Below are 21,682 nucleotides of genomic sequence, written 5' to 3'. Positions count from 1 at the left end.
CCGTCGGTCGTCCATCGCCATCATATGGCGGCGAAGTCGCTTTCTTCCAACAGGATCACCGTCGGCCCCTCCGCCGCGGCGGCTTTCTCGAGGGCGACAGCCAATTCGTCCAGGCTGGCGGCGCGCCGCGCGTTCGCGCCGAAACCGGCGGCGACGGCCAGGATGTCGGGCACGCGGAGGTCGACCGCCAGCGGCGCGATCGCCCGTTCCACCATATATTTGCGGATCTCGCCATAGCCGCCGTTGTTCCAGACCACGACGACGACCGGCACCCCGGCCTCGACCGCCGCCGCCAGCTCGGCGACCGTGAACAGAAGCCCGCCATCCCCCGCCAACACCACGACGGTACCCGAACCCAGGCCGATGCGCGCCCCGATCCCGGCCGGCAGGCCATAGCCGAGGGTGCCGTAGCCGGTGGACGAATTGAAGAAGCGGCGCGGCGCCCTTGGATGGAAGAACTGATTGGCGGCATAGACCATCTCGGTCGAATCGCCGACCACGGTCGCCGCCGGCAGCACGCGATCGATCACCGCCAGGATCGGCTGGTGGCGGCGTGCGTAATCCGGCAATTGAGCGTGAAGGGCGGCGCGCAGCCTGCGGGCCCGGATCTCGCCCCCCAGGCGGGCCGCGCTGTGCTCGATGCGGGCGGCCAGGGCGTCGGCGGCGAGACGGGCGTCGGCGACCATGGCAATGGTGGCGCGCGGCCCGCGCATCAATTGCGCCGGATCGATGTCGATGCGGATCAGGTCGCCGCGCGGCGGCAGTTCGACCGGGCCCGGATACATTTCCGTCTCGCCCAATTCGGTGCCGATCGCCAGCACCACGTCCGCCGCCTTCCATTCCGCCAGCAGGGGTTCCGCCGCCAGATTCTCACCCGCCAGCAGGGCGTGATCGGGCGGCAGCATGCCCTTGGCATTGATCGTGGTGATCACCGGGATCGACAGGTGTTCGGCGATCCAGCGCAATTTGGCCTGCGCCCCGACCGCGCCGCCACCGAGGATCATCAGGGGCCGCGTCGCATTGGCCAGAAGATAGCCTGCCTCGGCCATGGCCTGGCCGTCGGGTCCCGGCGGCGCCGGCAGGGGCCGGGGCACGAGGTCGATCGCGGCGCCGTCCATGGCGATGACGTCGACCGGGATCTCGAGATAGACCGGCCGGGGCCGTGCCCCCGCGAAGACAGCCATGGCCCGCGCCACGGCTTCGGCCAGTTGGCGGGGGTGATGGATGGTCTGGGCGAAGGCGGCAACGCCGGCCGCCAGCCCGCATTGGGACGGCAATTCGTGCAGCCGCCCATCCCCGGTGCCGAGGTCCACCGTCGCGGCGACCGAGGCGATCACCAGCAGGGGCACGGAATCGGCATAGGCCTGACCCATGGCGGTCAGAATGTTGGTCAGGCCCGGGCCGGATATGGTGAAGCACACACCCGGCCGCCCGGTGACCCTGGCATAGCCGTCGGCCATGAAGCCGCCACCCTGTTCGTGGCGCGGCGTGACATGACGGATGGGGGATTCGATCAGGCCCCGGTAGAATTCGACGTTGTGGACGCCCGGAATGCCGAACACCACCTCGGTGCCATAGGCTTCGAGCAGCCGGATCAGGGCTTCGCCGACGGTCGGCATGGACGTGGCTCCTTCGCGTTCCGTCACGAACGGTAGAGCGCGGGGCGCCGGTCCGCCAGATAGGGATTGGCGGCGCGCGCCGCTTCGGCCGCCGCGAAATCGATCTCGGCGATCAGTACCGCCTCGCCCCGCCCGCCGCGCACGAGATCGACGCCGTCGGGCGCCGCGACCACCGACAGCCCGGCATAGGTCAGATCGCCCTCGACGTCGCAGCGATTGGCATAGACGACGAAGACCTGATTCTCGAACGCCCGGGTGGGCACCAGTTTCTCGGGGATGAAGTCGAAGGGCAGCATCAGGGCCGTCGGCACCAGCACCAGTTCCGCCCCGGCCATGGCATAGCTGCGCACCGATTCCGGGAATTCGACGTCGTAGCAGATGAGGATGCCGGTCTTCACGCCGTCGATCTCGAACAGGGGCGGCAGTTCGGCCCCTTCGGCGAATTGCGCCCGGTCGAGATCGCCGAAGAGATGGCATTTGCGGAACGAGACCAGCGACGTGCCATCGCGGTCGATCACCTGGGCGGCGTTGAACACCGTCCCGCCCGGGCCCGCCTCGGGATAGCCATAAGCGATGGCGAGGCCGTTGCGCTTCGCCGTTTCGGCGATCGCCATGGCGGAAGGACCATCCGCCGCCTCCGCCGCCGCCAGCGCGGCGGCATGGCCGATGTTGTAACCCGACAGGATCATTTCGGGGCAGACCAGCAGGCGGGCGCCCGCGTCGGCCGCCTCAGCCGCCGCCGCCTCGATCCGGGCGAGGATACCCGGCTTGTCGAGGGCGGCCGACGGGCCCTGATAGATCGCGACCCGCATGGTCAGGCCCGCTTCGCCTTCAGGTCCAGGACCATCAGGCACAGGATCTCGAACATGATCTGGGCGCCGAGTTGGGCGGTATTGGTGGTGGCGTCATATTGGGGCGCGATCTCCACGACGTCGCCGCCGACGACATGGGTGCCGGCGATGCCGCGCAGCACCGCCATCACCTCGCGGCTGGTCATGCCGCCGATCTCCGGCGTGCCGGTGCCGGGCGCGAAGACCGGATCCAGGCAGTCGACGTCGAGGGAGATATAGGTCGGGCCGTCGCCCACCACCGTCTTCACCGTCTCGATGATGGCGTCGGTGCCGATGCGGCTGACGTCCTCGGCGTGGATCACGGTCATGCCGCTGTCGTAGGAGAAGTCCCACAGATATTCGGCGGCGCCCCGGATGCCGATCTGCACCGTCCGCTCCGGATCCAGATGGCCGGCCAGCACCGCCGCGCGGAAAGGCCCGCCATGCTGGAACTTGCAGCCTTCATAAGGGCCCGACGTGTCGCAATGGGCATCGAAATGGACCATGCCGACCGGGCCATGGGTCTTGGCGACGCCGGCCAGGATCGACTGGGAGATCGAATGATCGCCGCCGACCGAAAGCGGGATGATCCCGGCGGCGCAGAGCTTGGTGTAGAAGGCTTCGATATCCTCGTGACAGGATTCGAGGCTGAAGCGGCTCTTGAACGGGACGTCGCCGATGTCGGCCACCTTGGCCTCGGCCAGCGGCACGACCTTCAGGAAATGTTCGTAGGGACCGACCCGCTCCACCGTGCGGACGGCGCGGGGCCCGAAACGCGCCCCCGTCCGGTTGGTGACGCCGAGATCCATGGGCACGCCGACCAGCGCGATGTCGAGGCCGCCGAAATCGGCAAGGTCCGGGGCATCGGGGCGATAGTCGGCATCGAGAAAGGTGGAGACGCCGGCAAAGGGCTGGCTGCGCCTTCCGCCGGCCGAGAATTGCACGGCCGCGACGCGCTTGAATTCGTCGCTGAACATCACGTCGCCGCCGGCATTGCCGTATTTCGCCCGGAGGGCTTCCAGCTTCTTCGCATCGAACATCGCAACACTCCCGGAAACGCGCGCCGCGCCCCATGACCGGACGGCGGCAGGTCATCAGCAAATCAGCTCACGCGTCCCGGAAAAATGAGGAATCTTCGAACCTTAGTTCAGCAGGAATAGAATTGATGGCCGTCGCCGGGCGAATGCGGCATATGTGGCGGCGCGCCGGCGGCAATCCCGTGCCGGCCGATCCCCCGGGGTTCATCATCGACAGTTTCACCATCGCCGGCATCGACGGCCTCACCTTGCTCGTCGCCGGCATCACCGTCATCACCGCCTCCGTGCTCAGGGCCTTTTCCGGCTTCGGCTTCGCCCTGGCCGCCATGCCCCTGCTCGTCCTCGTGGTCGAGCCCGCCAATGCGGTCGTGCTCTGCGCCGTCCTCGCATTGGTCGCGGCGCTGCGCAGTTTCTCCCGCGCCCTGGGGGAGGCGGACCGCAAGGCCCTGAAACCCCTGCTGCTGGGCAGTCTGGTCGGCACCCCGCTCGGGGTCTATGCCCTCGACATCCTGCCGGCGCAGACGATCGAACTGCTGATCGGCGTCGGCGTGCTCGCCTCCGCCTTCTTTCTCTGGCGCAGCGGGGCGCGGGGCGGCGGCGGGCCCCATGTGGCGCTGCCGGTCGGTTTCACCGCCGGGCTGATGGGCGGGGCGCTGGGCATTCCCGGGCCGCCGGTGGTGATCTATCTGCTCAGGGTGGAGGCGAACGCACGGGTGGCGCGCGCGACCTTGATGATGTTCTTCAACGTCTCCTGCGTGATTTCCCTGACCGGCTATGCCGTCAGCGGCAATCTGTGGCAGGTCTCGCCCGCCCTGATCGCCATGGGCGTGCCCTGTCTGCTGATCGGCGACTGGCTGGGCTTCTATCTGTTCGATCGCTTCGGCGGCACCCACCACCGCCGCATCTCGCTCGTGGTGCTGGCCTTCGCCGGCGCCGTCGCCCTCATCAACGCTCTCGGCTGAGCATTTCCAGGATCCCGGCGGCCCGCCCGAAGGGGGAGGCGCCGGCGGCATCCGCGATCGGCGCGGCGGCACGGGCAAGGCCGGATTTGCCGTATTGGTCGCGCACCGTCTCCGCCAGCCAGGCGGCACCCTGATCGGCACGCTGGACGGCGCCGGCGCCGGTCTCGGCCAGATGGGCGGCATGGCGGTCCAGGGCGTCCATCATCGTCGCCATGCCTTCGCCGACGGTGGAGGAGACCAGGACCACCGGCACCTTCCAGCCCGTCACATCCTCCGAAAGGGACAGCGCGCCGGCGAGATCGGCCCTGGCCCGCGTCGCCGGGGCGCCGAGATCCGCCTTGGTGACGACGGCGATATGGGGAATTTCGACGATGCCCGCCTTCATGAACTGCAGCGAATCGCCGGACGCCGGCTGCACGCAGAAGACGACCGTATCGGCGACCTGGGTGACATCCGTCTCCGACTGGCCGACGCCCACGGTCTCGATCAGCACCCGGTCATAGGCGGCGCGCATCAGCACCATGGCCGGGAAGGTCAGGGCGGCAAGACCGCCCAGCCGGTCCCGCGCCGCCATGGAACGGACGAAGATCCCCTTGTCCTCGGGATCGACGATCAGACGCGTGCGATCGCCGAGCAGGGCGCCGCCGGTCCGCCTCGACGAGGGATCGACCGCGATCACCCCGACCGTCAGGCCGGCCTTGCGCCAGCGGTTGATCAGGGCGGAGGTCAGCGTCGACTTGCCGACGCCCGGCGGCCCGGTCAGGCCGATGACATGGCCGCGCGGATCGGTCCAGGCGGCATCGAGCAGGGCGATGGTCTCCGCGCCATGGGGATCGCGCTCGATCCGGGCGAGCGCCCTGGCCATGGCGGCCTTGCCGCCGCCGCGGAGATCGTCGAGGGTCATGCACGCGTCGCCAGGTGATGCCGAAGCAGGGGAATGCGATCATTGCCCCAGATCACCCGGCCGTCGACCAGGAAGCTCGGCACGCCGAAGACGCCCTTCGCCACCGCCTCGTCCTGGATCGCCGCCGCCGCCGCTTTGGCCTCGCCATTCTCCAGCAGTTCGGCGAAGCGCATGACGTCGAGGCCGCATTGGTCCGCCACCGCCAGCATGCCGGCCCGATTCAGGATGCCCGCCTCGGTACTGGTGAAGATGCGCGCGAAGAGGGCGCGGGCGAAGGTCTCGCAGGCGCCCATGAGATCGGCGGCGACACAGCCGAGGTTCAGGTCGGCGGCATCATATTTCAGGCGGCCGTGGGGCTCGACGAAGGGAATGCCATAGAGGTCGGCCCAGGCTTCCGCATCCTGCCGGCGCCAGGCGAAATCATATTGCATGGCCGGCGGCGCGCCATCGAAGGGGCTGGAGCCGCGCGCCTGGCGGATCAGGGCGACAGTGGTGACCGGGCGCCAGCGAAAACCGATACCGAATTCGGCGGCCAGCGCCGGCAATTGGCTGGCGGCGAGATAGCAATAGCGGCTGCCGACGCCGAAGACGAAATCGATGGTGGTCATGGGCCCCTCCCCGCTGACCCGTCGTCCCGGCGAAGGCCGGGACCTTGTGACGAGATGGCACCGAAGCCAATCCCCACGAGATCCCGGCCTTCGCCGGGATGACAGTAATACTTGCGATTACTTCGCCAGCGCCGCCTGGGCGGCCGCGAGGCGGGCGATCGGCACGCGGTAGGGGGAGCAGGAGACATAATCCAGCCCGACCTTCTCGCAGAAGGCGATGGAGGCGGGATCGCCGCCGTGCTCGCCGCAGATGCCGAGCTTGATCGCCGGCCGGGTCGCGCGCCCGCGTTCCGCCGCCAGCTTCACCAGTTCGCCCACGCCGTCCTCGTCGATCGAGACGAAGGGATCCTTGTGGAAGATGCCGGCGCGCAGATAGTCGTCCAGGAAATGGGCGGCATCGTCGCGCGAAATGCCGAAGGTGGTCTGGGTCAGGTCGTTGGTGCCGAAGGAGAAGAATTCCGCCGTCTCGGCGATCTCGCCGCCGCGCAGCGCCGCGCGCGGCAGTTCGATCATGGTGCCGACCAGATAGGCGATTTCGGTGCCCTTTTCCTTGGCGACCGCCTCGGCCACGGCCGCGACCTTGCCCTTCAGGATGTCCAGTTCCGCCTTGGTCGCGACCAGGGGGATCATGATCTCCGGGGTTACGGTCGAGCCCGCCCTGGCGCCGACCTCGATCGCCGCCTCGAAGATGGCACGGGCCTGCATCTCGTAGATCTCGGGATAGGTGATGCCGAGGCGGCAGCCGCGATGGCCCAGCATCGGGTTGGCTTCGGCGAGATCATGGGCGCGGGTCTTGATGGTCGCCATCGGCACGCCCGCCGCCGCGGCCACTTCCGCCATTTCCTCGTCCGTGTGGGGCAGGAATTCGTGGAGCGGCGGATCGAGAAGACGAATCGTCACCGGCAGGCCGGCCATGATCTCGAACAGCTGCACGAAGTCCTCGCGCTGGAACGGCAGGAGTTTCGCCAGCGCCGTCCGCCGCCCGTCCTCGTCGCCGGCCAGGATCATCTCGCGGACGGCGAGGATGCGGTTGGCGTCGAAGAACATGTGTTCGGTCCGGCACAGGCCGATGCCCTCGGCGCCGAAGCGGCGCGCGGTTTCGGCGTCCAGCGGGGTCTCGGCGTTGGTGCGCACCTTCAGGCGGCGCACCGCGTCGGCCCAGCCCATCAGGGTGGAGAAATCGCCCGAAAGCTCGGGCTGCACCGTCGGCACTTCGCCCAGCATGACCTCGCCGGTCGAACCGTCGATGGTGATGACGTCGCCGCGCTTCAGCACCTTGCCCATCACGGTCACGGTCTGGGCGTTGCCGTCGATCTTCAGGGCGCCCGCGCCGGAGACGCAGGGCCGCCCCATGCCGCGCGCGACCACGGCGGCGTGGGACGTCATGCCCCCGCGCGAGGTGAGGATACCCTGGGCGGCATGCATGCCGTGGATGTCCTCCGGGCTGGTTTCGGCGCGCACCAGAATGACCTTGCGCCCCTCGCCCGCCAGCCTCTCGGTATCGTCGGCGGTGAAGCTGATGATGCCAGAAGCGGCACCCGGCGAGGCCGGCAGGCCCCGTGTGAGGATGTCGCGCGGGGCCTTGGGATCGAGGGTCGGGTGCAGGAGCTGGTCGAGCATCTGGGGCTCGACCCGCATGATCGCGGTCTCCTTGTCGATCAGGCCTTCCGCCGCCATTTCGACCGCGATCTTCAGGGCCGCCTTGGTGGTGCGCTTGCCCGACCTGGTCTGCAGCATCCACAGCTTGCCGCGCTGGACCGTGAATTCGATGTCCTGCATGTCGCGGTAATGGGTCTCCAGACGGTGGAACACATCCACGAGTTGGGTGAAGACTTCCGGCAGGCTCTCTTCCATCGAGGGCTTGTCGTCGCCCGCCGCCACGCGCGCCGCCTTGGACAGATATTGCGGCGTGCGGATGCCCGCCACCACGTCCTCGCCCTGGGCGTTGATCAGATATTCGCCGTAGATCTCGGCCGTGCCCGTGGAGGGATTGCGGGTGAAGGCGACGCCGGTCGCCGACGTTTCGCCCATGTTGCCGAAGACCATGGCCTGGACGTTCACCGCCGTGCCCCAGGACTCGGGGATGTCGTGCAGGCGGCGATAGGTCTCGGCGCGGGCGTTGCGCCACGAGCCGAAGACGGCGCCGATGGCACCCCAGAGCTGTTCCTCAACGTCGGTCGGGAAGGGCTTGCCCAGTTCCGCCGCGACCTTCTTCTTGTAGTCGGCGATCAGGGCGCGCAGGTCGTCCGGGGTCAGCTCGGTGTCGAGGGTGTAACCCTTCTCTTCCTTGCGGATCTCCAGGATTTCCTCGAAGTGGTGATGGCCGACGTCCAGCACCACGTCCGAATACATCTGGATGAAGCGGCGATAGCTGTCGTAGGCGAAACGCTCGTCGCCCGCCTGCCTGGCGAGGCCCTGCACCGTCTCGTCGTTGAGGCCGAGGTTGAGGACCGTATCCATCATGCCCGGCATGGACGCGCGCGCGCCGGAGCGGACCGAGACCAGCAGCGGATTGTCCTTGTCGCCGAAGATGGCGCCGACCTTGGCCCCGACATCGGCGACGGCGGCGCGCACATCGCCCGCCAGCGTGTCCGGATATTGCCGGCCGTGGTCGTAGTAATAGGTGCAGACTTCGGTGGTGATGGTGAAGCCCGGCGGCACCGGCAGGCCCAGGTGGCTCATCTCCGCCAGATTGGCGCCCTTGCCACCCAGAAGGTTCTTCATCTCGGCCCGGCCATCGGCCTTGCCGTCACCGAAGGTGTACACCCACTTGGTCATGATTTATCCCTCGATCCGCGAGAAATCGGCGATCTCGTCCAGAGCACCCCGGATCTCGCCCAGCAGTTTGAGGCGATTGGCGCGGAGACCCGCGTCCTCCGCATTCACCGTCACCTTGTCGAAGAAGGCATCGACGGGGTTACGCAACAGGGCCAGCGCCTGCATGCAGTCGGCGAAGGCCTCCTCCGACAGCGCCGTCCGCGCGGCCGGCATCACATCGTCCAGCCGCGCCCCCAGCGCCTTTTCCTCATCGACGGCAAAGAGCGCACGGTCGGCCGGGCCCCGATAGGTGGCGCCGTCCTTCTTTTCCTCGATGCGCAGGATGTTCGACGCCCGGCGATAGGCCGCCAGCACGTTCCTGCCATCCTCCGTCTCGAGGAACGCCTTCAAGGCCGAGACCTTCTCGACCAGCCGGGTCAGATCGTCCTCCGCGCCGGTGCCGAGCACGGCATTGATCAGATCATGCGCCACACCCTGGTCGCGCAGCGAGACCTTCAGCCGGTCGTGGAAGAAATCGAGCAGGCCGTCCGCCACCTCGCCGAACAGGGCGCGGAGGTCGAGCCGCAACCCGTTCTCCACAATGAGACGGATGACGCCGAGCGCGGCCCGGCGCAGCGCGAAGGGATCCTTGGAGCCCGTCGGCTTCTCGTCGATGGCGAAGAAGCCGGTCAGCGTGTCGATCTTGTCCGCTAGGGCGACCGAAACCGCGACCGGATCGGACGGGCAGCGGTCGGACGGGCCCTGGGGTTTCCAGTGATCAGCGATCGCTTCGGCCACCGCCGCGTCCTCGCCGTCGTGAAGGGCGTAGTAACGCCCCATGATGCCCTGGACCTCGGGGAATTCGCCCACCACCTCGGTCACCAGATCGGCCTTGGCGAGGCGGGCGGCGCGTGCCGTCTTCACCGGATCGGCGCCGATCTTTTCGGCGATCGCGACCGCGAGGGTCTCGATCCGTTTCACCTTCTCGCCGACGGTGCCGAGCCTGGCGTGGAAGACGATGCTGTCCAGCTTCGGCAGGCGGGATTCGAGCGTCGCCTTCAGGTCCTGGTCCCAGAAGAATTTGGCATCGGCCACGCGGGCGCGCAGCACGCGCTCGTTGCCCGCCGCAATCGCCGTGCCGCCGTCCTTGGCGACCAGATTGGCGACGGTCATGAAACGCGGCGCCATCTTGCCCGTCACCTTGTCACGGAGCGCGAAATACTTCTGGTTGGTGCGCATGGTGGTGGTCAGCACTTCGGCCGGCACCGTCATGAATTCATCGTCGATCCGGCCCATCAGGGGCACCGGCCATTCGACCAGCCCCGCCACTTCGTCCAGAAGCTCGGGATCGGGGATCAGTTCGAGGCCGGCCTCGGCGGCGATCTTCTCGGCTTGCGCTTGAATGACGCTTTTCCGTTCCTCGACGTCGAGCATGACGAAGGCCGCGCGCAGCTTTTCGCGATAGTCGGCGAAGCCCGAAACCTCGATCGCGCCACGGCTCATGAAGCGATGGCCGTAGGTGACATTGCCGGCCGTAAGGCCATGGCCCGCATCACCGCCGCGCGCGATGTCGAAGGGCACCACGGCGCCGTCGAACAGCGCGATGACGGAGCGGATGGGCCGCACCCAGGTCAGCTTGGACGAGAGGCCGTCCGGCCCGGCGCCCCAGCGCATGGATTTCGGCCAGGGGAAATTCCAGATCGTCTGGGGCAGCAGGTCGGCGATCACTTCCGCCGTCGGGCGGCCGCGCCGCTCGATCATGGCGATATAGAAATCGCCCTTGGGGGTTTCCTGCACCGACAGCATTTCGCGCGCGACGCCGGCGGAGGCGCAGAAACCCTCGATCGCCTTGTCGGGCGCGCCGACTCGCGGCCCGCGCCGCTCTTCCCGGAGGTCGGCCTGGGCGGCGTCGAGCTCCTCGACGACGAGGGCGAGGCGCCGGGGCGTGGCATGGGCCGTGGCGGTGCCGAAATTCAGGCCGACAGCGGCAAGCCCGTCACAGATCAGGCGCTTCAGATCGTCGGCCGCGCGGCGCTGCATGCGCGCCGGGATTTCCTCGGAATGGATCTCGATCAGCAGTTCGGGCATCACGCCACCTCTTCCTGCGAGGCCGACCAGGCTTCGCAGCAACCCTTGGCGAGCGCGCGCACGCGGCCGATATAGGCGGCGCGCTCCGTCACCGAGATCACGCCCCGGGCATCCAGCAGGTTGAACAGATGGCTCGCCTTCATGCACTGGTCATAGGCGGGCAGCGCCAGCTTCCGTTCGAGGAGGGCGGCGCATTCCGCCTCCGCGTCCTTGAAGTGCTGGAACAGGATATCCGTGTTCGCATGCTCGAAATTATAGGCCGAGAATTCCTGCTCCGCCTGGAGGTAGACGTCGCCATAGGTGGTGCCGCGCCCGTTCCAGTCGAGGTCATAGACCCGCTCCACGCCCTGGACATACATGGCGAGGCGCTCGAGGCCATAGGTGATCTCGCCCGCCACCGGATCGACGTCGAGGCCGCCGACCTGCTGGAAATAGGTGAACTGGGTCACCTCCATGCCGTCGCACCAGACTTCCCAGCCGAGACCCCAGGCGCCGAGCGTCGGGCTTTCCCAGTCGTCCTCGACGAAGCGGATGTCGTGATTGTCGACATCGATGCCGAGCGCCTTCAGGGAGCCGAGGTAGAGGTCGATGATGTTCTCGGGGCTCGGCTTCAGGATGACCTGGAACTGATAGTAATGCTGCAGCCGCATCGGGTTTTCGCCATAGCGGCCGTCCTTCGGCCGGCGCGAGGGCTGGACATAGGCCACGTTCCAGGGTTTGCGCCCCAGGGTGCGCAGCGTCGTCGCCGGGTGGAAGGTACCGGCGCCCACCTCCATGTCGTAGGGCTGCATCAGGACGCAGCCCTGACGGGCCCAATAGGTCTGGAGGGTCAGGATCAGATCCTGGAAGGGCGGCGCCTTGGCCGCCGGGGATGCCGACATGGATGGACGATCCGAGAGAGGCGTGAAGATGCGCGGCACGTTAATGAGCCGGCCCCCCCCGGGTCAACCCTTCCCCGCGCCGCGGTATGGCCATGCACCCATAACGGAAATGTAGACTTGTTATACCACGCTGGTGCGTGAACTCTTGGCGCCCTGCCAAGGTGCAGCAACGAGGAGATTTTCGATGGGTATCTTCGATTTCATCAAGGCCGCGGGCGAACGTCTCGGCATCGGCGGTTCGCCCGCCACCGAGGACAGCAAGGACGTGCCGCCCCCGCCGTCGGCCGAGGCGGTGAAGGCGGCGATCGAAGCCCATGGCCTGGACGTCAGCGGCGTCGACGTCGCGGTCGACGGCGACAAGGTTTCCGTGACCGGCCAGGCCGGTTCGAACGAAGCACGCGAGAAGATGATTCTCGCCGCCGGCAACATCGCGGGCGTCGCCTCGGTCGAGGAAACCATCGGCGTGCCCGAGGGCGAGGCGGAATCGACCTTCTACACGGTCAAGAAGGGCGACAGCCTGTGGAAGATCGCCGCCGCCCATTACGGCAACGGCAGCAAATACACCGCCATCTTCGAGGCCAACAAGCCGCTGCTCAAGGATCCGGACAAGATCTACCCGGGCCAGAACCTTCGCATTCCGCCGCTCTGACGCTCGTCTACGTCGTCATCCCGGCGAAGGCCGGGATCTTTGACCGGAAAAGGCGCCCTTTCCGTCACGAGGTCCCGGCCTTCGCCGGGACGACGACCTAGGATGGCCGCCCTACCCCTTGTGGGTCGGGCAGTCCGGCGTGGCGCAGGGCTGCCCGACCGGGTTAAAGGTGCCGCAGCCGGGACAGCGCACGAGATCATCGGCGTCGATGGTCTCGGCGGGCTTCCTTCGCGGCACCTTTTCCTCGGGCTTCTTCTGGCCGAGGACGGCGCGCTTGATCGTCACGTAGAACAGACCGAGCGCCAGCAGGATGGCGAAGGCTTTGACCAGGATGGCCATGGCGCGCCCCTAGAGCCCGAAGCGGGACCAGAGCCCGCGTTCCTCGAGGGTCGACAGCGCATCGCCCGCGATGCCCCTTCCGCCCTCCGACAAATTCGAGCTGAACAGGCGCGGGCCGAAGCGGAACAGGCGGCGGCGGTGGGCGATGGGGATCAGCCGCATCTTGGGGCCGAATTCCTCGCGCAGCCGGGAACGGACATCGCCCAGCCCGTCGATCAGGCCCAGCTCGACGGCCTGGCGCCCGGTCCAGACGTCGCCGTTGAACAGCGTGTCCTCGCCCGCCGTCAGGCGGGTGCCGCGCCGGTCCGTCACCATGGCCTTGAAGCCCGCGTGGATGTCGGTCTGAAGATCGCGCAGCTTCACGATGTCGTCCGGGTTCTCGGGCTTGAAGGGGTCCAGGCGGTGCTTGTTGGCGCCGGCGGTATAGATGCGCCGGTCGATGCCCAGTTTCTCGATCGCCCTGTCGAAGCCGAAACCGCCCGAGATGACGCCGATCGAGCCGACGATGGACATGGGATGGGCATAGATGCGGTCGGCCGCCAGCGCCAGCATGTAGCCGCCGCTGGCCGTCACATCCTCGCAGAAGGCGATGACCGGGATCTTCCTTTCCTCGGCCAGCGCGCGGATGCGGCCATGGATCAGGGCCGATTGGGCCGCGGCACCGCCCGGCGAATTGATCACCAGGGCAACCGCCGACAGCGGCTTGATCGAGAACGCCCGTTCGATCAGCCGCGCGGTGCCGGCGATGGTGAGGCCGGCGCGCAGTCCCCCCATGGCGCCGATCACCCCGTCGAGGCGCAGCACGGTGACCATCGGGTGGCGGACGCCGCCAAGGGCGGGCGGCAGGAATCGGCGAAGATTGTCGAGCATGGGCATGGCGCCCCCAAGATGGGGTGCGGCGGGCGCCGGCTCAAGTGTTTCGGCGCGTGCCGCGTTCAGGTGATCCGGATCCCGCCGATTTCCCGCAGCGCGCCATGGACCACCGCCAGCGCGCCGTCCAGCGGCTTGTCCTTGCGGACCGCGAGCGCGAGGGTGCGGCGAAGCGGCGGATCCAGGCGCCGCACCTGCAGGCGATCCCGCGCGACACCTTCCACCGTCGCCTCGAACTGCAGGATCGAATAGCCGAGACCGGTGGCGACGATCGCCTTCACCGCCTCCATATTGTCGTAGATCAGGATCGGCTCCGGCCGGACGCCGCCGGCCGCCAGCCAGCCGAGGACCAGGGCGGTCAGGTTGGATTGCATGGTCTCCAGGACCAGCGGCAGGCCGGCGAGATCGCCGGGGCGCAGCACCGGCGGCGGTTCGTCGCCGCCGACCGGCAGCACCGCCACCAGGTCGCGCGTATCGATCGGGGTTACGGCCATGCCCGGATGCTCGACCGGCAGGGTAACCAGCCCGATATCGAGGCGGTTGGCGGCGATGTCCTCGACCATGTCGATGGTGGTGCCGGTGGTCACCGTGATCTCGATGTTGGGGTGGCGATCGCGCAGGCCCCGCAGCACCGGCGGCATCAGATAGGCGAGGGAGGCGCTGCCGGTGCCGATGCGCACCCGGCCCAGGAAACCGTCGCGATGCCGGCGCATGGCGTCCGAAGCCGCCGCCAGGGCCGCGAGCACCGCGCGGGCGTGATCCGCCAGGTCTTCGCCTGCCCGGGTCGGAAAGGCGCGCTTGCCGAGGCGCTCGATCAGGCGAAGCTGGAGCCGGGCCTCGAGTTCGCGCACCTGGGTGCTCACCGCCGGCTGGCTGAGATTCAGGCGCCGCGCGGCGGCGGAAAAGCCGCCCTCCTCGACGACCGCGAGGAAGCTGCGGAGCTGGTCCGGATTGAGGTCGCGCATCCATAATCAATCGTGATGATCTTCATAAAAACAATAATTTATGAAAATCATCGGCGCCATGCTTATCTGGGCGCGCGGGAAGAGGCTTCCCGTCCTCGAACACCAACCCCATCATCGTCAGCGGGTGCGTCCAGACGCACCCGGAGGAGGAGTCATGGCTTTCTTCATCCCCGGCCTCGCCGCCGCCTCGCCGGCCCGGCCCGGCTTGCTGCGCGCGACGGCTCACGCCGTACTGCGCCACATGCGGCGCCGCGCCGCCGCCCGCCGCCTGGCCGAGCTGGACGATCGCCTGCTGCGCGACATCGGCATCGCCCGGTCCGAAATCACCACGGTGGTGCGCGAGGGATGACCGGGATCGAGACGCTGGCGGCGGACGACGCGACCATCGAAGCCCTGGCCGGGCTTCTGGTGGCGACGGTCGCGGCCGGCGGCTCGGTCAGCTTCATGCATCCGCTGGACCCCGAACGGGCGCGCGGCTTCTGGCGCGACTCCTTCGCCCGCGCGGCGTCGGGCCGAATCATCCTGGGGGCATGGGCGGACGGCGTACTGGCCGGCACGATCACCCTCGACCCCTGCCCGATGCCCAACCAGCCGCACCGGGCCGACATCGCCAAGCTGATGGTGGCGCCCGGCTTTCGCGGCCGGGGCATCGCCCGTGCCCTGGTCCTGGCGGCGGAAGCGGCGGCGCGGCGCCTGGGGCGCTGGCTGCTGACCCTGGATACGGCCGAGGAGGACGGCGCCGCCGGCCTCTATCAGGGACTCGGCTATATCCCCTGCGGGCGGATCCCCGACTTTGCCCTGAAACCCCACGGCGGCCTGACCGCCACCCTATTGTTCTACAAGCGCCTGGAGTGAGGCGCCGTCGCGCAGCACCGCCTGGGCTTCGGACGTAAAGCCGCCGTCGGCGCCGTGCAGCACCGTGCCCGGCAGCAACACCGCCGGCGTCCTGCGGTCGAGGCTGCCCGCGACCAGCACGCGCCGCGCCGCTTCGCCCGCGCGGGGCCAGAGCGGATGGACCGCGACGGCGCCGAGGCGCGGCTCGATCAGGCGCAGGATTTCGGGCAGCCGGTCGGCGCGGTGGACGATGTGCAGCCGGCCCCTGGGGCGCAGCGCCTTGATCGCCTCGTCCAGCCAGCGCGCGAGATCGGCGCCGCCTTCCATATGGGCCATGGCGCGGCTGTCGGCCGGGCGCGTGCCCTGGCCCGGCGCCAGATAGGGCGGATTGGTCATCACCGCGTCGAAGGCCTGACGCGGCAGGCCGTCCTCCACCCGCGCGGCGATCCAGTCGATCCTGTCCGCCATGGCGTTCAGGGCCGCACTCTCTCGGGCCAGCGCCAGGGCGCGGGGATCGGCATCCAGGCCGGTCAGCGCCAGATCCGGCCGCCGCGCGGCGAGACATAGGGTCGCCGCCCCGGTGCCGCAGCCGAGGTCCAGCACCCGGGCCCCCGGGGCCGCCTCGACGAAGGCGGCCAGGAAGACCGCGTCTATGCCGGCGCGATAGCCGTCCACCGGCTGGATCAGGCGCACCCGCCCGCCCAGGAAATCGTCGGTGGTGGTCGCCGTCATTTCCCGTCCGGGCGCAGCTCGTGGCCGAGGCCGGCCTCTTCCAGCAGGCGGCGGGCGCGGGGGCCGTCGTCGGTATCGACCATCAGGCGCCGGGGCAGCATGCCGAGGGAGCCGTCGACCGCGCTGGCATGGCCGTCCAGCACCAGGGCCGCGACGCCTTCCGCCTTCAGCAGGCTCTCGGCGAAGGACAGCAGCACGAGGTCGTTGGTCCTGATCAATTCCTGCACGCGAAATCCTCTGCGATGGCTGGGCGGCGCGGCGAAGGGCGCGGTTGACCGTGCTTGGACATGCCCAATATGCTGCGCCTGCATTTTTCCTTCGGGGGCAGACGGTTGGCAGTGGTCGTATCACTCGGGGACGAGCGGGACAAGGATGGCCGGGCTTCGAGCGCGGGCGCCGGCAATGCGCTCGAGACCCTGCTGAAACTGGTGGCCGACGACTTCGCCAAGGTCGACGACGAGATCCGCGGCCGCATGGTCTCGGACGTGCCGCTGATCCCGGAACTGGCGGGCCATATCATCGCGTCGGGCGGCAAGCGCCTGCGTCCCGTGCTGCTGCTGGCCGCCGCCAGGCTGTGCGGCTATCAGGGTCCGCATCACGTCGGCCTCGCCGCCTGCGTCGAATTCATCCATACCGCCACCCTGCTGCACGACGACGTGGTCGACGAATCGGCGCTGCGCCGGGGCCGTGCCACGGCCAACATCGTCTGGGGCAATCAGGCGAGCGTGCTGGTGGGCGATTTCCTGTTCAGCCGCTCGTTCCAGCTCATGACCGAGGCCGGCTCCCTCGCCGTGCTCTCGATCCTGTCCGAGGCCTCCGCCATCATCGCCGAGGGCGAGGTGATGCAGCTCACCACCGCCAACAATCTGGCGACGACGGAAGACGCCTATCTCCAGGTGATCGCGGCCAAGACCGCCGCCCTCTTCGCGGCGGCGACGCGCGTGGGTGCCGTCATCGCCGGGCGCGACGCGGAGGACGAGACGGCGCTGGCGGATTACGGCCGCTATCTCGGCATCGTGTTCCAGCTCATCGACGACGTGCTCGACTATCAGGCCGATCAGGCGACGCTCGGCAAGACCGTGGGCGACGATTTCCGCGAGGGCAAGATCACGCTCCCCGTGGTGCTGGCCTTCGCCCGTGGCGACGAGGCTGAAAAGGCCTTCTGGCGCCGCTGCATGGAGCAGCGCGACCAGGCGGAGGGCGACCTCGCCACCGCGCTTTCCCTGATGGAGAAGCATGGCACCCTGGCCGAGACCGTGGCCCGCGCGCGCCACTATGGCGACCTCGCCTGCCGGGCGCTGGAGCGTTTCCCCGACGGCGCCCATCGCCGCGCCATGATGGGCGTGGTCGACTTCTGCATCGAACGCGCCTATTGACCGCAGCGGATTTTCAACGTCGGGCTTGAACCCGCCGGGGCGCGGTGCTACAAGGCCGGCCTTCCCGGTCGGAGTGTAGCTCAGCCTGGTAGAGCACTAGCTTCGGGAGCTAGGGGCCGGAGGTTCGAATCCTCTCACTCCGACCAATCGGGAAGTCGCGGCGAGTCCCGGTCGCCGCATGATGGGACCGAACCCGTCGCCCGCTCCAGTCGGGCACGGGTTCGCCCCCTCTCCTCATTTGTAGAAATCCGGCGCCAGGCGCAGGGCGTGGACATAGTCGGGATCGTGGAACAGCACGATTTCGCCGTTCCGTTCGGCCGCGATGCGCTTGATGCGGCGGATGGCGGCCAGCGCTTCCGCCTCCCCGCCGATGCATTCGCCGGGCAGCACCTCGTCGCGGAAATTCTCCGCCAGGTCGCCGGCATCGACCACCAGGATCTTCACCGCCCCCGACGGCAGCGTGACCACCAGCGACTGGTGGCCCGGCATATGGCCGTCGGTCAGGATCGCCTCGATGCCGGGGCAGACCGTCCAGTCGCCGTCGTGCAGGCGCCACTTCACGTCCGGAAAGTCGAAATCGCTGTTGAAGACGGCGCCATTGCCATGCGGCCCCATGGCGTATTCATACTCGCGGCGCTGGATGTGGATGTCGGCGTGGCGGAAATGGCGCAGGTTGCCGATATGGTCGCAATGGCTGTGGCTGATGACCACCGTGGCGATGTCGGCGGGCGCGACGCCGATGCGCGCCAGTTGCGGCAGGAGTTCGTGTTCCGGCAGCACGATGGAGGGGGCGAGCCAGGCCGGATAGGGATAGAGGCGGTTGCGCAGCGCCGCGTCCTTCAGATTGTCGCTGTTGACGCCCGTGTCGAACAGGACCAGGCCCCGTTCCGTCTCGATCAGATAGGCGCAGACCGGTTCGGCCATGATGGTCGAGGCGCCGCGATCCCGGGTCGAGACCGTCTTGGGCAGGACCTCGTAGCCGACGAGAAAGACATAGAGACGCTTCACCGCTGTCATGGCGCGAGCTTGATCCCTGTCGTCTGCCCGTGCAAGGGCAGCCGCGCCGCCGCCGCCTGATCCTCGGCCATGCGGGCGCGCAGCCAGTCGTGGAGCAGTTGCGCGGAGGGCGACAGGCGGCGGCGGGCCGGACGGACCAGCCAATAGGCATGGTCGCGGACGGCGCCCCGGGTCAGGCGCAGCAGGCGGCCGGCGGCGCGATCGTCGAAATCCAGCACCGAATCGCCGAGCGCGATGCCCTGGCCCTGAACCGCCGCCTCCAGCGCCAGGTGGCTGTCGTGCAGCATCAGGCCGTTGGGCGGCGGGGCGCCCGCCTCGGCTTCGGTCGAACGCTGCCAGCGGCTCCACAGTTCGCCGTTCTCATGCAGCAGGGTGAAGCGCCGCAGGTCCGCCATCACCGGATCCGGCGGCAGCAGGGCCGCGATCTCGGGCGCGGCGACGGGATAGACCTCGACCTCGGACAGGCATTCGGCCGTCACCCCCGGCCAGGGGCCGGCCCCGAAACGAATGCCGAAATCGGCCGTCGCCCGCGTGAAATCGACCAGGTCGTTGGTCGGCTCCAGCACGATCTCGATACCGCCGTGCCGCGCCCTGAACTGGGCGATGCGGCGCAGCAGCCAGCGGTGGGCGATCACCGGCTCCACCGTCACGACGACGCGGTGATCGGGCGCGCCGGGGCGTTCGGACTCGATGGCGGCGGCCAGCGCATCGAGCACCGGCACGAGGGCGGCGCCGAGACGCCGGCCCGCCGCCGTCAGGCGCACACCGCGGGCATGGCGCTCGAACAGGGGGCGGCCCAGCCAGATCTCGAAGTCGCGGACATGGCGGCTGATGGCCGCCTGGGCGACGTTCAGCTCCGCCGCCGCGCGGGCGAAGGATTCATGGCGATAGGCCGCCTCGAAGGCGCGCATGGCATTGAGGGGCGGCAGGGCGCGGGACATGGCCGAGGGTAACTTTTCGTGAGCCTCGGCGCAACGGGACGGCGTTTGAGCGACGGCACGGCAAAGCGGAGATTGGCGCCATCCGGGGCCGGCCGACAGGGCCCGCCCGCCAAGAAGGAGAACCGCCATGCTCAGAGCCGTCTACGACATTTTCGCCCAGCTTCTCACCCTGCTGCTGTTCGCGCCCGCCGAACCGCCGCGCCGCCGCGATTTCTGACACCCGCGTCACGAACGGGCTTGCCCGGGGTCGCGCCGTTTGCTAAACGGAGGCTGTTAAATGTCCGTTTAAATCGAACGGCGAGTATCGAACGGTGAGTCTGGGCTTGCCCGGCGGTGGATGCGCGGAAGACTTCCGCCGGGTAGGAGACGGACGGGCCCTTGCTCCTCCATGGGTCCGTCCGTCGCACCAGACCGCCGCCGGTCAAATCGCGGCCGGTCAAATCGCGGTCGGTCAAATCGCAACCGGCACAACAAGAAGATAAGAACCGCAACTGGGGAGAGAACCCGAATGAAACTGGACAGCAGCATCGCCGCCGTGGTCACGGGCGGCGCCTCCGGCCTTGGCGAGGCGACGGCGCGGGCGCTGGCGGCCGAAGGCGTGAAGGTCGCCATCTTCGACATGAATGAGGAAAGGGGCTTGGCGGTCGCGGCCGAGATCGGCGGCACCTTCTGCAGGGTCAACGTAACCTCGGACGCCGATGTCGACGCTGGTTTTACCAAAGCGCGCGCGGCCCACGGCCAGGAGCGCATCCTGGTCAATTGCGCCGGCACCGGCAATGCGATCAAGACCGCCAGCCGCGACAAGGCGACGGGCGCGGTGAAGCACTTCCCCCTCGACAGTTTCGACAAGATCATCCAGATCAACCTGGTCGGCACCTTCCGCTGCATCGCCAAGTCGGCGGCCGGCATGCTGAGCCTCGAGCCGCTGGTCGACGGCGAGCGCGGCGCCATCGTCAACACCGCCTCGGTCGCGGCCGAGGACGGCCAGATGGGTCAGGCCGCCTATTCGGCCTCCAAGGGCGGCGTCGTCGGCATGACCCTGCCGATCGCCCGCGACCTGATGGGCGAGGGCATTCGCGTCAACACCATCCTGCCCGGCATCTTCAACACGCCGCTGCTCCAGGGCGCGCCGGAGAACGTGAAGGCGGCGCTGGCCGCTTCCGTGCCCTTCCCGAAGCGTCTCGGCATGCCGGCGGAATATGCCCAGCTCGCCCTGACCATGATCACCTGTGGTTACTTCAACGGCGAGGACGTGCGCCTCGACGGTGCGATCCGCATGGCGCCGCGCTGACGGCGCCGGTGCTTCCGTCGGCGCCACTGGCCGGCGCCTCGACGGTGGGAACGGCCGATGCTCGCGGGGGCGGCCCTCGCGCGCATCGGCCGCTCTTCATTTCCGGCGCGACCGGCCGGCCTTTGGCGAAGGTCGATAGAACGATGGTTTAAATACGAGTATAGTCGCGGCAAATCACGGGCCTTCGCCGCAGAATCATGCGGGCGGGCGCATTGGCCGCAAGAACGAACTGCGAGCACGGAACAGCGACTTGGTCACCCCCCGAATACCGCCCCGGCGCGCGGATGCGGAAACCGCCGATACCGCGCAGCAACTGCTGGCAGCCGCCGCGACCCTGATGAGCGAACGCAACACGATCGACGTACCGGTGGCCGACGTCGCGGCCCGCGCCAAGCTGAACGCCGCCCTGGTGAATTATTACTTCCGGACCAAGACCGGGCTGCACATCGCCCTCGTCAAGCGCGACGCGACCCAGGCCGTCGCCGAGATGCAGCGCCTGCTGGCGATGGACCTTTCGGCGGCGGAAAAGATGCGCCGGCACCTGTCCGGCATGATCCGCACCTTCTTCCGCTTTCCCTATCTCTACCGCCTGTTGCGCGCCCTGCTGCGCGATGCCGATTCGACCGTCGCCCGCGAAATCACGGAAGTCTTCAACCGGCCCGTGGTCGAGACCCAGCGCGCGATCCTGGCGGAAGGCGTGGCGGCCGGGGAATTCCGCCCGGTCGATCCCATGTTCTTCCATCTCTGCGCCGTCGGCGCCTGCGATCACCTGTTCGCGGAACAGAGCACCCTGCGCTGGACCTTCGGGGTGGAGGCGGTGGACGAGGATCTGAGCCGGCGCTATGCCGACGGGGCGGTCGACCTGCTGATGAACGGTCTGGCCGCCCCGGACGCGCCGTCCCGGCGGGCGCCGGCACCGCCCCCGGAATAAGGCACCCCGTCGTCGCGCGGCCCCGGCTTTCGCCGGGGCGACACCTTTCAG

General features: G+C 68.5%; 22 protein-coding genes and 1 tRNA gene. 8 read left to right on the top strand and 15 right to left on the bottom strand.

Features of this window, described 5'->3' with window-relative positions; all coding sequences use genetic code 11:
- Positions 1-20: 20 nt before the first annotated feature.
- The 3 genes from L2U69_RS14675 to speB are packed head-to-tail and all read right to left on the bottom strand — an operon-like array spanning position 21 to position 3,489.
- Positions 21-1,619: a 5-guanidino-2-oxopentanoate decarboxylase gene (locus L2U69_RS14675; RefSeq protein WP_236107870.1), complete on the bottom strand. Its 1,599-nt coding sequence runs from the start codon at positions 1,617-1,619 to the stop codon at positions 21-23.
- Between the two features lie 23 nt (positions 1,620-1,642).
- Positions 1,643-2,431, bottom strand: a complete 789-nt coding sequence (locus tag L2U69_RS14670) for a carbon-nitrogen hydrolase family protein (RefSeq protein WP_236107869.1) — start codon at positions 2,429-2,431, stop codon at positions 1,643-1,645.
- A gap of 2 nt (positions 2,432-2,433) precedes the next feature.
- A complete protein-coding gene (speB, locus tag L2U69_RS14665) occupies positions 2,434-3,489 on the bottom strand; it encodes an agmatinase (protein ID WP_236107868.1) in 1,056 nt (351 codons plus the stop codon).
- Positions 3,490-3,641: 152 nt separating this feature from the next.
- Between speB and L2U69_RS14660 the strand changes: the two genes are divergently transcribed.
- Positions 3,642-4,448 carry a sulfite exporter TauE/SafE family protein gene (locus L2U69_RS14660; protein WP_236107867.1) on the top strand — a complete coding sequence of 269 codons (807 nt, stop codon included), beginning with the start codon at positions 3,642-3,644 and terminating at the stop codon, positions 4,446-4,448.
- Here L2U69_RS14660 and L2U69_RS14655 read toward each other — a convergent pair.
- The 5 genes from L2U69_RS14655 to L2U69_RS14635 all read right to left on the bottom strand — a co-directional run bounded on the left by L2U69_RS14655 (position 4,432) and on the right by L2U69_RS14635 (position 11,686).
- Complete coding sequence (locus L2U69_RS14655; RefSeq protein WP_236107866.1) at positions 4,432-5,352, bottom strand: ArgK/MeaB family GTPase; 921 nt, start codon at positions 5,350-5,352, stop codon at positions 4,432-4,434. The two genes, L2U69_RS14660 and L2U69_RS14655, sit on opposite strands and share 17 nt — an antisense overlap.
- Entirely contained in the window at positions 5,349-5,960 is a 612-nt protein-coding gene (locus L2U69_RS14650) for a 2-hydroxychromene-2-carboxylate isomerase (RefSeq protein WP_236107865.1), read from the bottom strand. The genes L2U69_RS14655 and L2U69_RS14650 overlap by 4 nt, the downstream gene beginning before the upstream one ends.
- A gap of 117 nt (positions 5,961-6,077) precedes the next feature.
- Positions 6,078-8,738 (bottom strand): pyruvate, phosphate dikinase, encoded by a 2,661-nt coding sequence (gene ppdK / locus L2U69_RS14645; protein WP_236107864.1) that lies wholly within the window; start codon positions 8,736-8,738, stop codon positions 6,078-6,080.
- 3 nt (positions 8,739-8,741) lie between these two features.
- Positions 8,742-10,805 carry a glycine--tRNA ligase subunit beta gene (gene glyS, locus L2U69_RS14640; protein ID WP_236107863.1) on the bottom strand — a complete coding sequence of 688 codons (2,064 nt, stop codon included), beginning with the start codon at positions 10,803-10,805 and terminating at the stop codon, positions 8,742-8,744.
- A complete protein-coding gene (locus L2U69_RS14635; protein ID WP_236107862.1) occupies positions 10,805-11,686 on the bottom strand; it encodes a glycine--tRNA ligase subunit alpha in 882 nt (293 codons plus the stop codon). The genes glyS and L2U69_RS14635 overlap by 1 nt, the downstream gene beginning before the upstream one ends.
- A 184-nt stretch (positions 11,687-11,870) precedes the next feature.
- On the opposite strand from L2U69_RS14635, the gene lysM reads away from it, so the two are divergent.
- Positions 11,871-12,335 (top strand): peptidoglycan-binding protein LysM, encoded by a 465-nt coding sequence (gene lysM / locus L2U69_RS14630; protein WP_236107861.1) that lies wholly within the window; start codon positions 11,871-11,873, stop codon positions 12,333-12,335.
- Positions 12,336-12,446: 111 nt separating this feature from the next.
- Here the strand turns inward: lysM and L2U69_RS14625 are convergent, their stop codons facing one another.
- The 3 genes from L2U69_RS14625 to L2U69_RS14615 all read right to left on the bottom strand — a co-directional run bounded on the left by L2U69_RS14625 (position 12,447) and on the right by L2U69_RS14615 (position 14,509).
- Positions 12,447-12,674 (bottom strand): hypothetical protein, encoded by a 228-nt coding sequence (locus tag L2U69_RS14625; protein ID WP_236107860.1) that lies wholly within the window; start codon positions 12,672-12,674, stop codon positions 12,447-12,449.
- Between the two features lie 9 nt (positions 12,675-12,683).
- Positions 12,684-13,544: a S49 family peptidase gene (locus L2U69_RS14620; protein WP_236107859.1), complete on the bottom strand. Its 861-nt coding sequence runs from the start codon at positions 13,542-13,544 to the stop codon at positions 12,684-12,686.
- A gap of 65 nt (positions 13,545-13,609) precedes the next feature.
- Positions 13,610-14,509 (bottom strand): LysR family transcriptional regulator, encoded by a 900-nt coding sequence (locus tag L2U69_RS14615; RefSeq protein ID WP_236107858.1) that lies wholly within the window; start codon positions 14,507-14,509, stop codon positions 13,610-13,612.
- Between the two features lie 154 nt (positions 14,510-14,663).
- Between L2U69_RS14615 and L2U69_RS14610 the strand changes: the two genes are divergently transcribed.
- Both L2U69_RS14610 and L2U69_RS14605 read left to right on the top strand, forming a co-directional pair.
- Positions 14,664-14,858 (top strand): DUF1127 domain-containing protein, encoded by a 195-nt coding sequence (locus tag L2U69_RS14610; protein WP_236107857.1) that lies wholly within the window; start codon positions 14,664-14,666, stop codon positions 14,856-14,858.
- On the top strand, positions 14,855-15,364 hold the full coding sequence (locus tag L2U69_RS14605; protein ID WP_236107856.1) for a GNAT family N-acetyltransferase: 510 nt from the start codon (positions 14,855-14,857) through the stop codon (positions 15,362-15,364). Before L2U69_RS14610 ends, L2U69_RS14605 begins: the two co-directional genes overlap by 4 nt.
- Here the strand turns inward: L2U69_RS14605 and L2U69_RS14600 are convergent.
- Complete coding sequence (locus L2U69_RS14600) at positions 15,338-16,075, bottom strand: tRNA1(Val) (adenine(37)-N6)-methyltransferase (protein WP_236107855.1); 738 nt, start codon at positions 16,073-16,075, stop codon at positions 15,338-15,340. The two genes, L2U69_RS14605 and L2U69_RS14600, sit on opposite strands and share 27 nt — an antisense overlap.
- Positions 16,072-16,302, bottom strand: coding sequence for a putative signal transducing protein (locus tag L2U69_RS14595; protein WP_236107854.1), 231 nt, complete (start codon positions 16,300-16,302; stop codon positions 16,072-16,074). Before L2U69_RS14595 ends, L2U69_RS14600 begins: the two co-directional genes overlap by 4 nt.
- A gap of 105 nt (positions 16,303-16,407) precedes the next feature.
- Here L2U69_RS14595 and L2U69_RS14590 point away from each other — a divergent pair, with 105 nt between their 5' ends.
- Positions 16,408-17,451 (top strand): polyprenyl synthetase family protein, encoded by a 1,044-nt coding sequence (locus tag L2U69_RS14590; protein ID WP_236107853.1) that lies wholly within the window; start codon positions 16,408-16,410, stop codon positions 17,449-17,451.
- Positions 17,452-17,520: 69 nt separating this feature from the next.
- Positions 17,521-17,597: transfer RNA gene (locus L2U69_RS14585), tRNA-Pro, on the top strand.
- Between the two features lie 88 nt (positions 17,598-17,685).
- Here L2U69_RS14585 and L2U69_RS14580 read toward each other — a convergent pair.
- Both L2U69_RS14580 and L2U69_RS14575 read right to left on the bottom strand, forming a co-directional pair.
- Positions 17,686-18,468 carry an N-acyl homoserine lactonase family protein gene (locus L2U69_RS14580; protein ID WP_236107852.1) on the bottom strand — a complete coding sequence of 261 codons (783 nt, stop codon included), beginning with the start codon at positions 18,466-18,468 and terminating at the stop codon, positions 17,686-17,688.
- Positions 18,465-19,409 (bottom strand): LysR substrate-binding domain-containing protein, encoded by a 945-nt coding sequence (locus L2U69_RS14575; protein ID WP_236107851.1) that lies wholly within the window; start codon positions 19,407-19,409, stop codon positions 18,465-18,467. The genes L2U69_RS14580 and L2U69_RS14575 overlap by 4 nt, the downstream gene beginning before the upstream one ends.
- 508 nt (positions 19,410-19,917) lie before the next feature.
- On the opposite strand from L2U69_RS14575, the gene L2U69_RS14570 reads away from it, so the two are divergent.
- Positions 19,918-20,700: an SDR family NAD(P)-dependent oxidoreductase gene (locus L2U69_RS14570; RefSeq protein WP_236107850.1), complete on the top strand. Its 783-nt coding sequence runs from the start codon at positions 19,918-19,920 to the stop codon at positions 20,698-20,700.
- 250 nt (positions 20,701-20,950) lie between these two features.
- Complete coding sequence (locus L2U69_RS14565; RefSeq protein ID WP_236107849.1) at positions 20,951-21,631, top strand: TetR family transcriptional regulator; 681 nt, start codon at positions 20,951-20,953, stop codon at positions 21,629-21,631.
- Positions 21,632-21,682: the final 51 nt, after the last annotated feature.

The organism is Zavarzinia marina (genome assembly GCF_021568905.1).
In the GTDB taxonomy this organism is placed as follows: domain Bacteria; phylum Pseudomonadota; class Alphaproteobacteria; order Zavarziniales; family Zavarziniaceae; genus Zavarzinia; species Zavarzinia marina.
This window is presented reverse-complemented; position numbering and strand designations above follow the sequence as displayed.

Bases quoted from the DNA above. Each gene is read 5' to 3' on its own strand.
- L2U69_RS14570 (WP_236107850.1), top strand. From the start codon at position 19,918: ATGAAACTGGACAGCAGCATCGCCGCCGTGGTCACGGGCGGCGCCTCC.
- L2U69_RS14655 (WP_236107866.1), bottom strand. From the start codon at position 5,352: ATGACCCTCGACGATCTCCGCGGCGGCGGCAAGGCCGCCATGGCCAGG.
- L2U69_RS14580 (WP_236107852.1), bottom strand. From the start codon at position 18,468: ATGACAGCGGTGAAGCGTCTCTATGTCTTTCTCGTCGGCTACGAGGTC.
- L2U69_RS14605 (WP_236107856.1), top strand. From the start codon at position 14,855: ATGACCGGGATCGAGACGCTGGCGGCGGACGACGCGACCATCGAAGCC.
- ppdK (WP_236107864.1), bottom strand. From the start codon at position 8,738: ATGACCAAGTGGGTGTACACCTTCGGTGACGGCAAGGCCGATGGCCGG.
- lysM (WP_236107861.1), top strand. From the start codon at position 11,871: ATGGGTATCTTCGATTTCATCAAGGCCGCGGGCGAACGTCTCGGCATC.
- glyS (WP_236107863.1), bottom strand. From the start codon at position 10,805: ATGCCCGAACTGCTGATCGAGATCCATTCCGAGGAAATCCCGGCGCGC.
- L2U69_RS14575 (WP_236107851.1), bottom strand. From the start codon at position 19,409: ATGTCCCGCGCCCTGCCGCCCCTCAATGCCATGCGCGCCTTCGAGGCG.
- L2U69_RS14620 (WP_236107859.1), bottom strand. From the start codon at position 13,544: ATGCTCGACAATCTTCGCCGATTCCTGCCGCCCGCCCTTGGCGGCGTC.
- L2U69_RS14625 (WP_236107860.1), bottom strand. From the start codon at position 12,674: ATGGCCATCCTGGTCAAAGCCTTCGCCATCCTGCTGGCGCTCGGTCTG.
- L2U69_RS14600 (WP_236107855.1), bottom strand. From the start codon at position 16,075: ATGACGGCGACCACCACCGACGATTTCCTGGGCGGGCGGGTGCGCCTG.
- L2U69_RS14615 (WP_236107858.1), bottom strand. From the start codon at position 14,509: ATGCGCGACCTCAATCCGGACCAGCTCCGCAGCTTCCTCGCGGTCGTC.
- L2U69_RS14675 (WP_236107870.1), bottom strand. From the start codon at position 1,619: ATGCCGACCGTCGGCGAAGCCCTGATCCGGCTGCTCGAAGCCTATGGC.
- L2U69_RS14635 (WP_236107862.1), bottom strand. From the start codon at position 11,686: ATGTCGGCATCCCCGGCGGCCAAGGCGCCGCCCTTCCAGGATCTGATC.
- L2U69_RS14660 (WP_236107867.1), top strand. From the start codon at position 3,642: ATGTGGCGGCGCGCCGGCGGCAATCCCGTGCCGGCCGATCCCCCGGGG.
- L2U69_RS14650 (WP_236107865.1), bottom strand. From the start codon at position 5,960: ATGACCACCATCGATTTCGTCTTCGGCGTCGGCAGCCGCTATTGCTAT.
- L2U69_RS14670 (WP_236107869.1), bottom strand. From the start codon at position 2,431: ATGCGGGTCGCGATCTATCAGGGCCCGTCGGCCGCCCTCGACAAGCCG.
- L2U69_RS14610 (WP_236107857.1), top strand. From the start codon at position 14,664: ATGGCTTTCTTCATCCCCGGCCTCGCCGCCGCCTCGCCGGCCCGGCCC.
- speB (WP_236107868.1), bottom strand. From the start codon at position 3,489: ATGTTCGATGCGAAGAAGCTGGAAGCCCTCCGGGCGAAATACGGCAAT.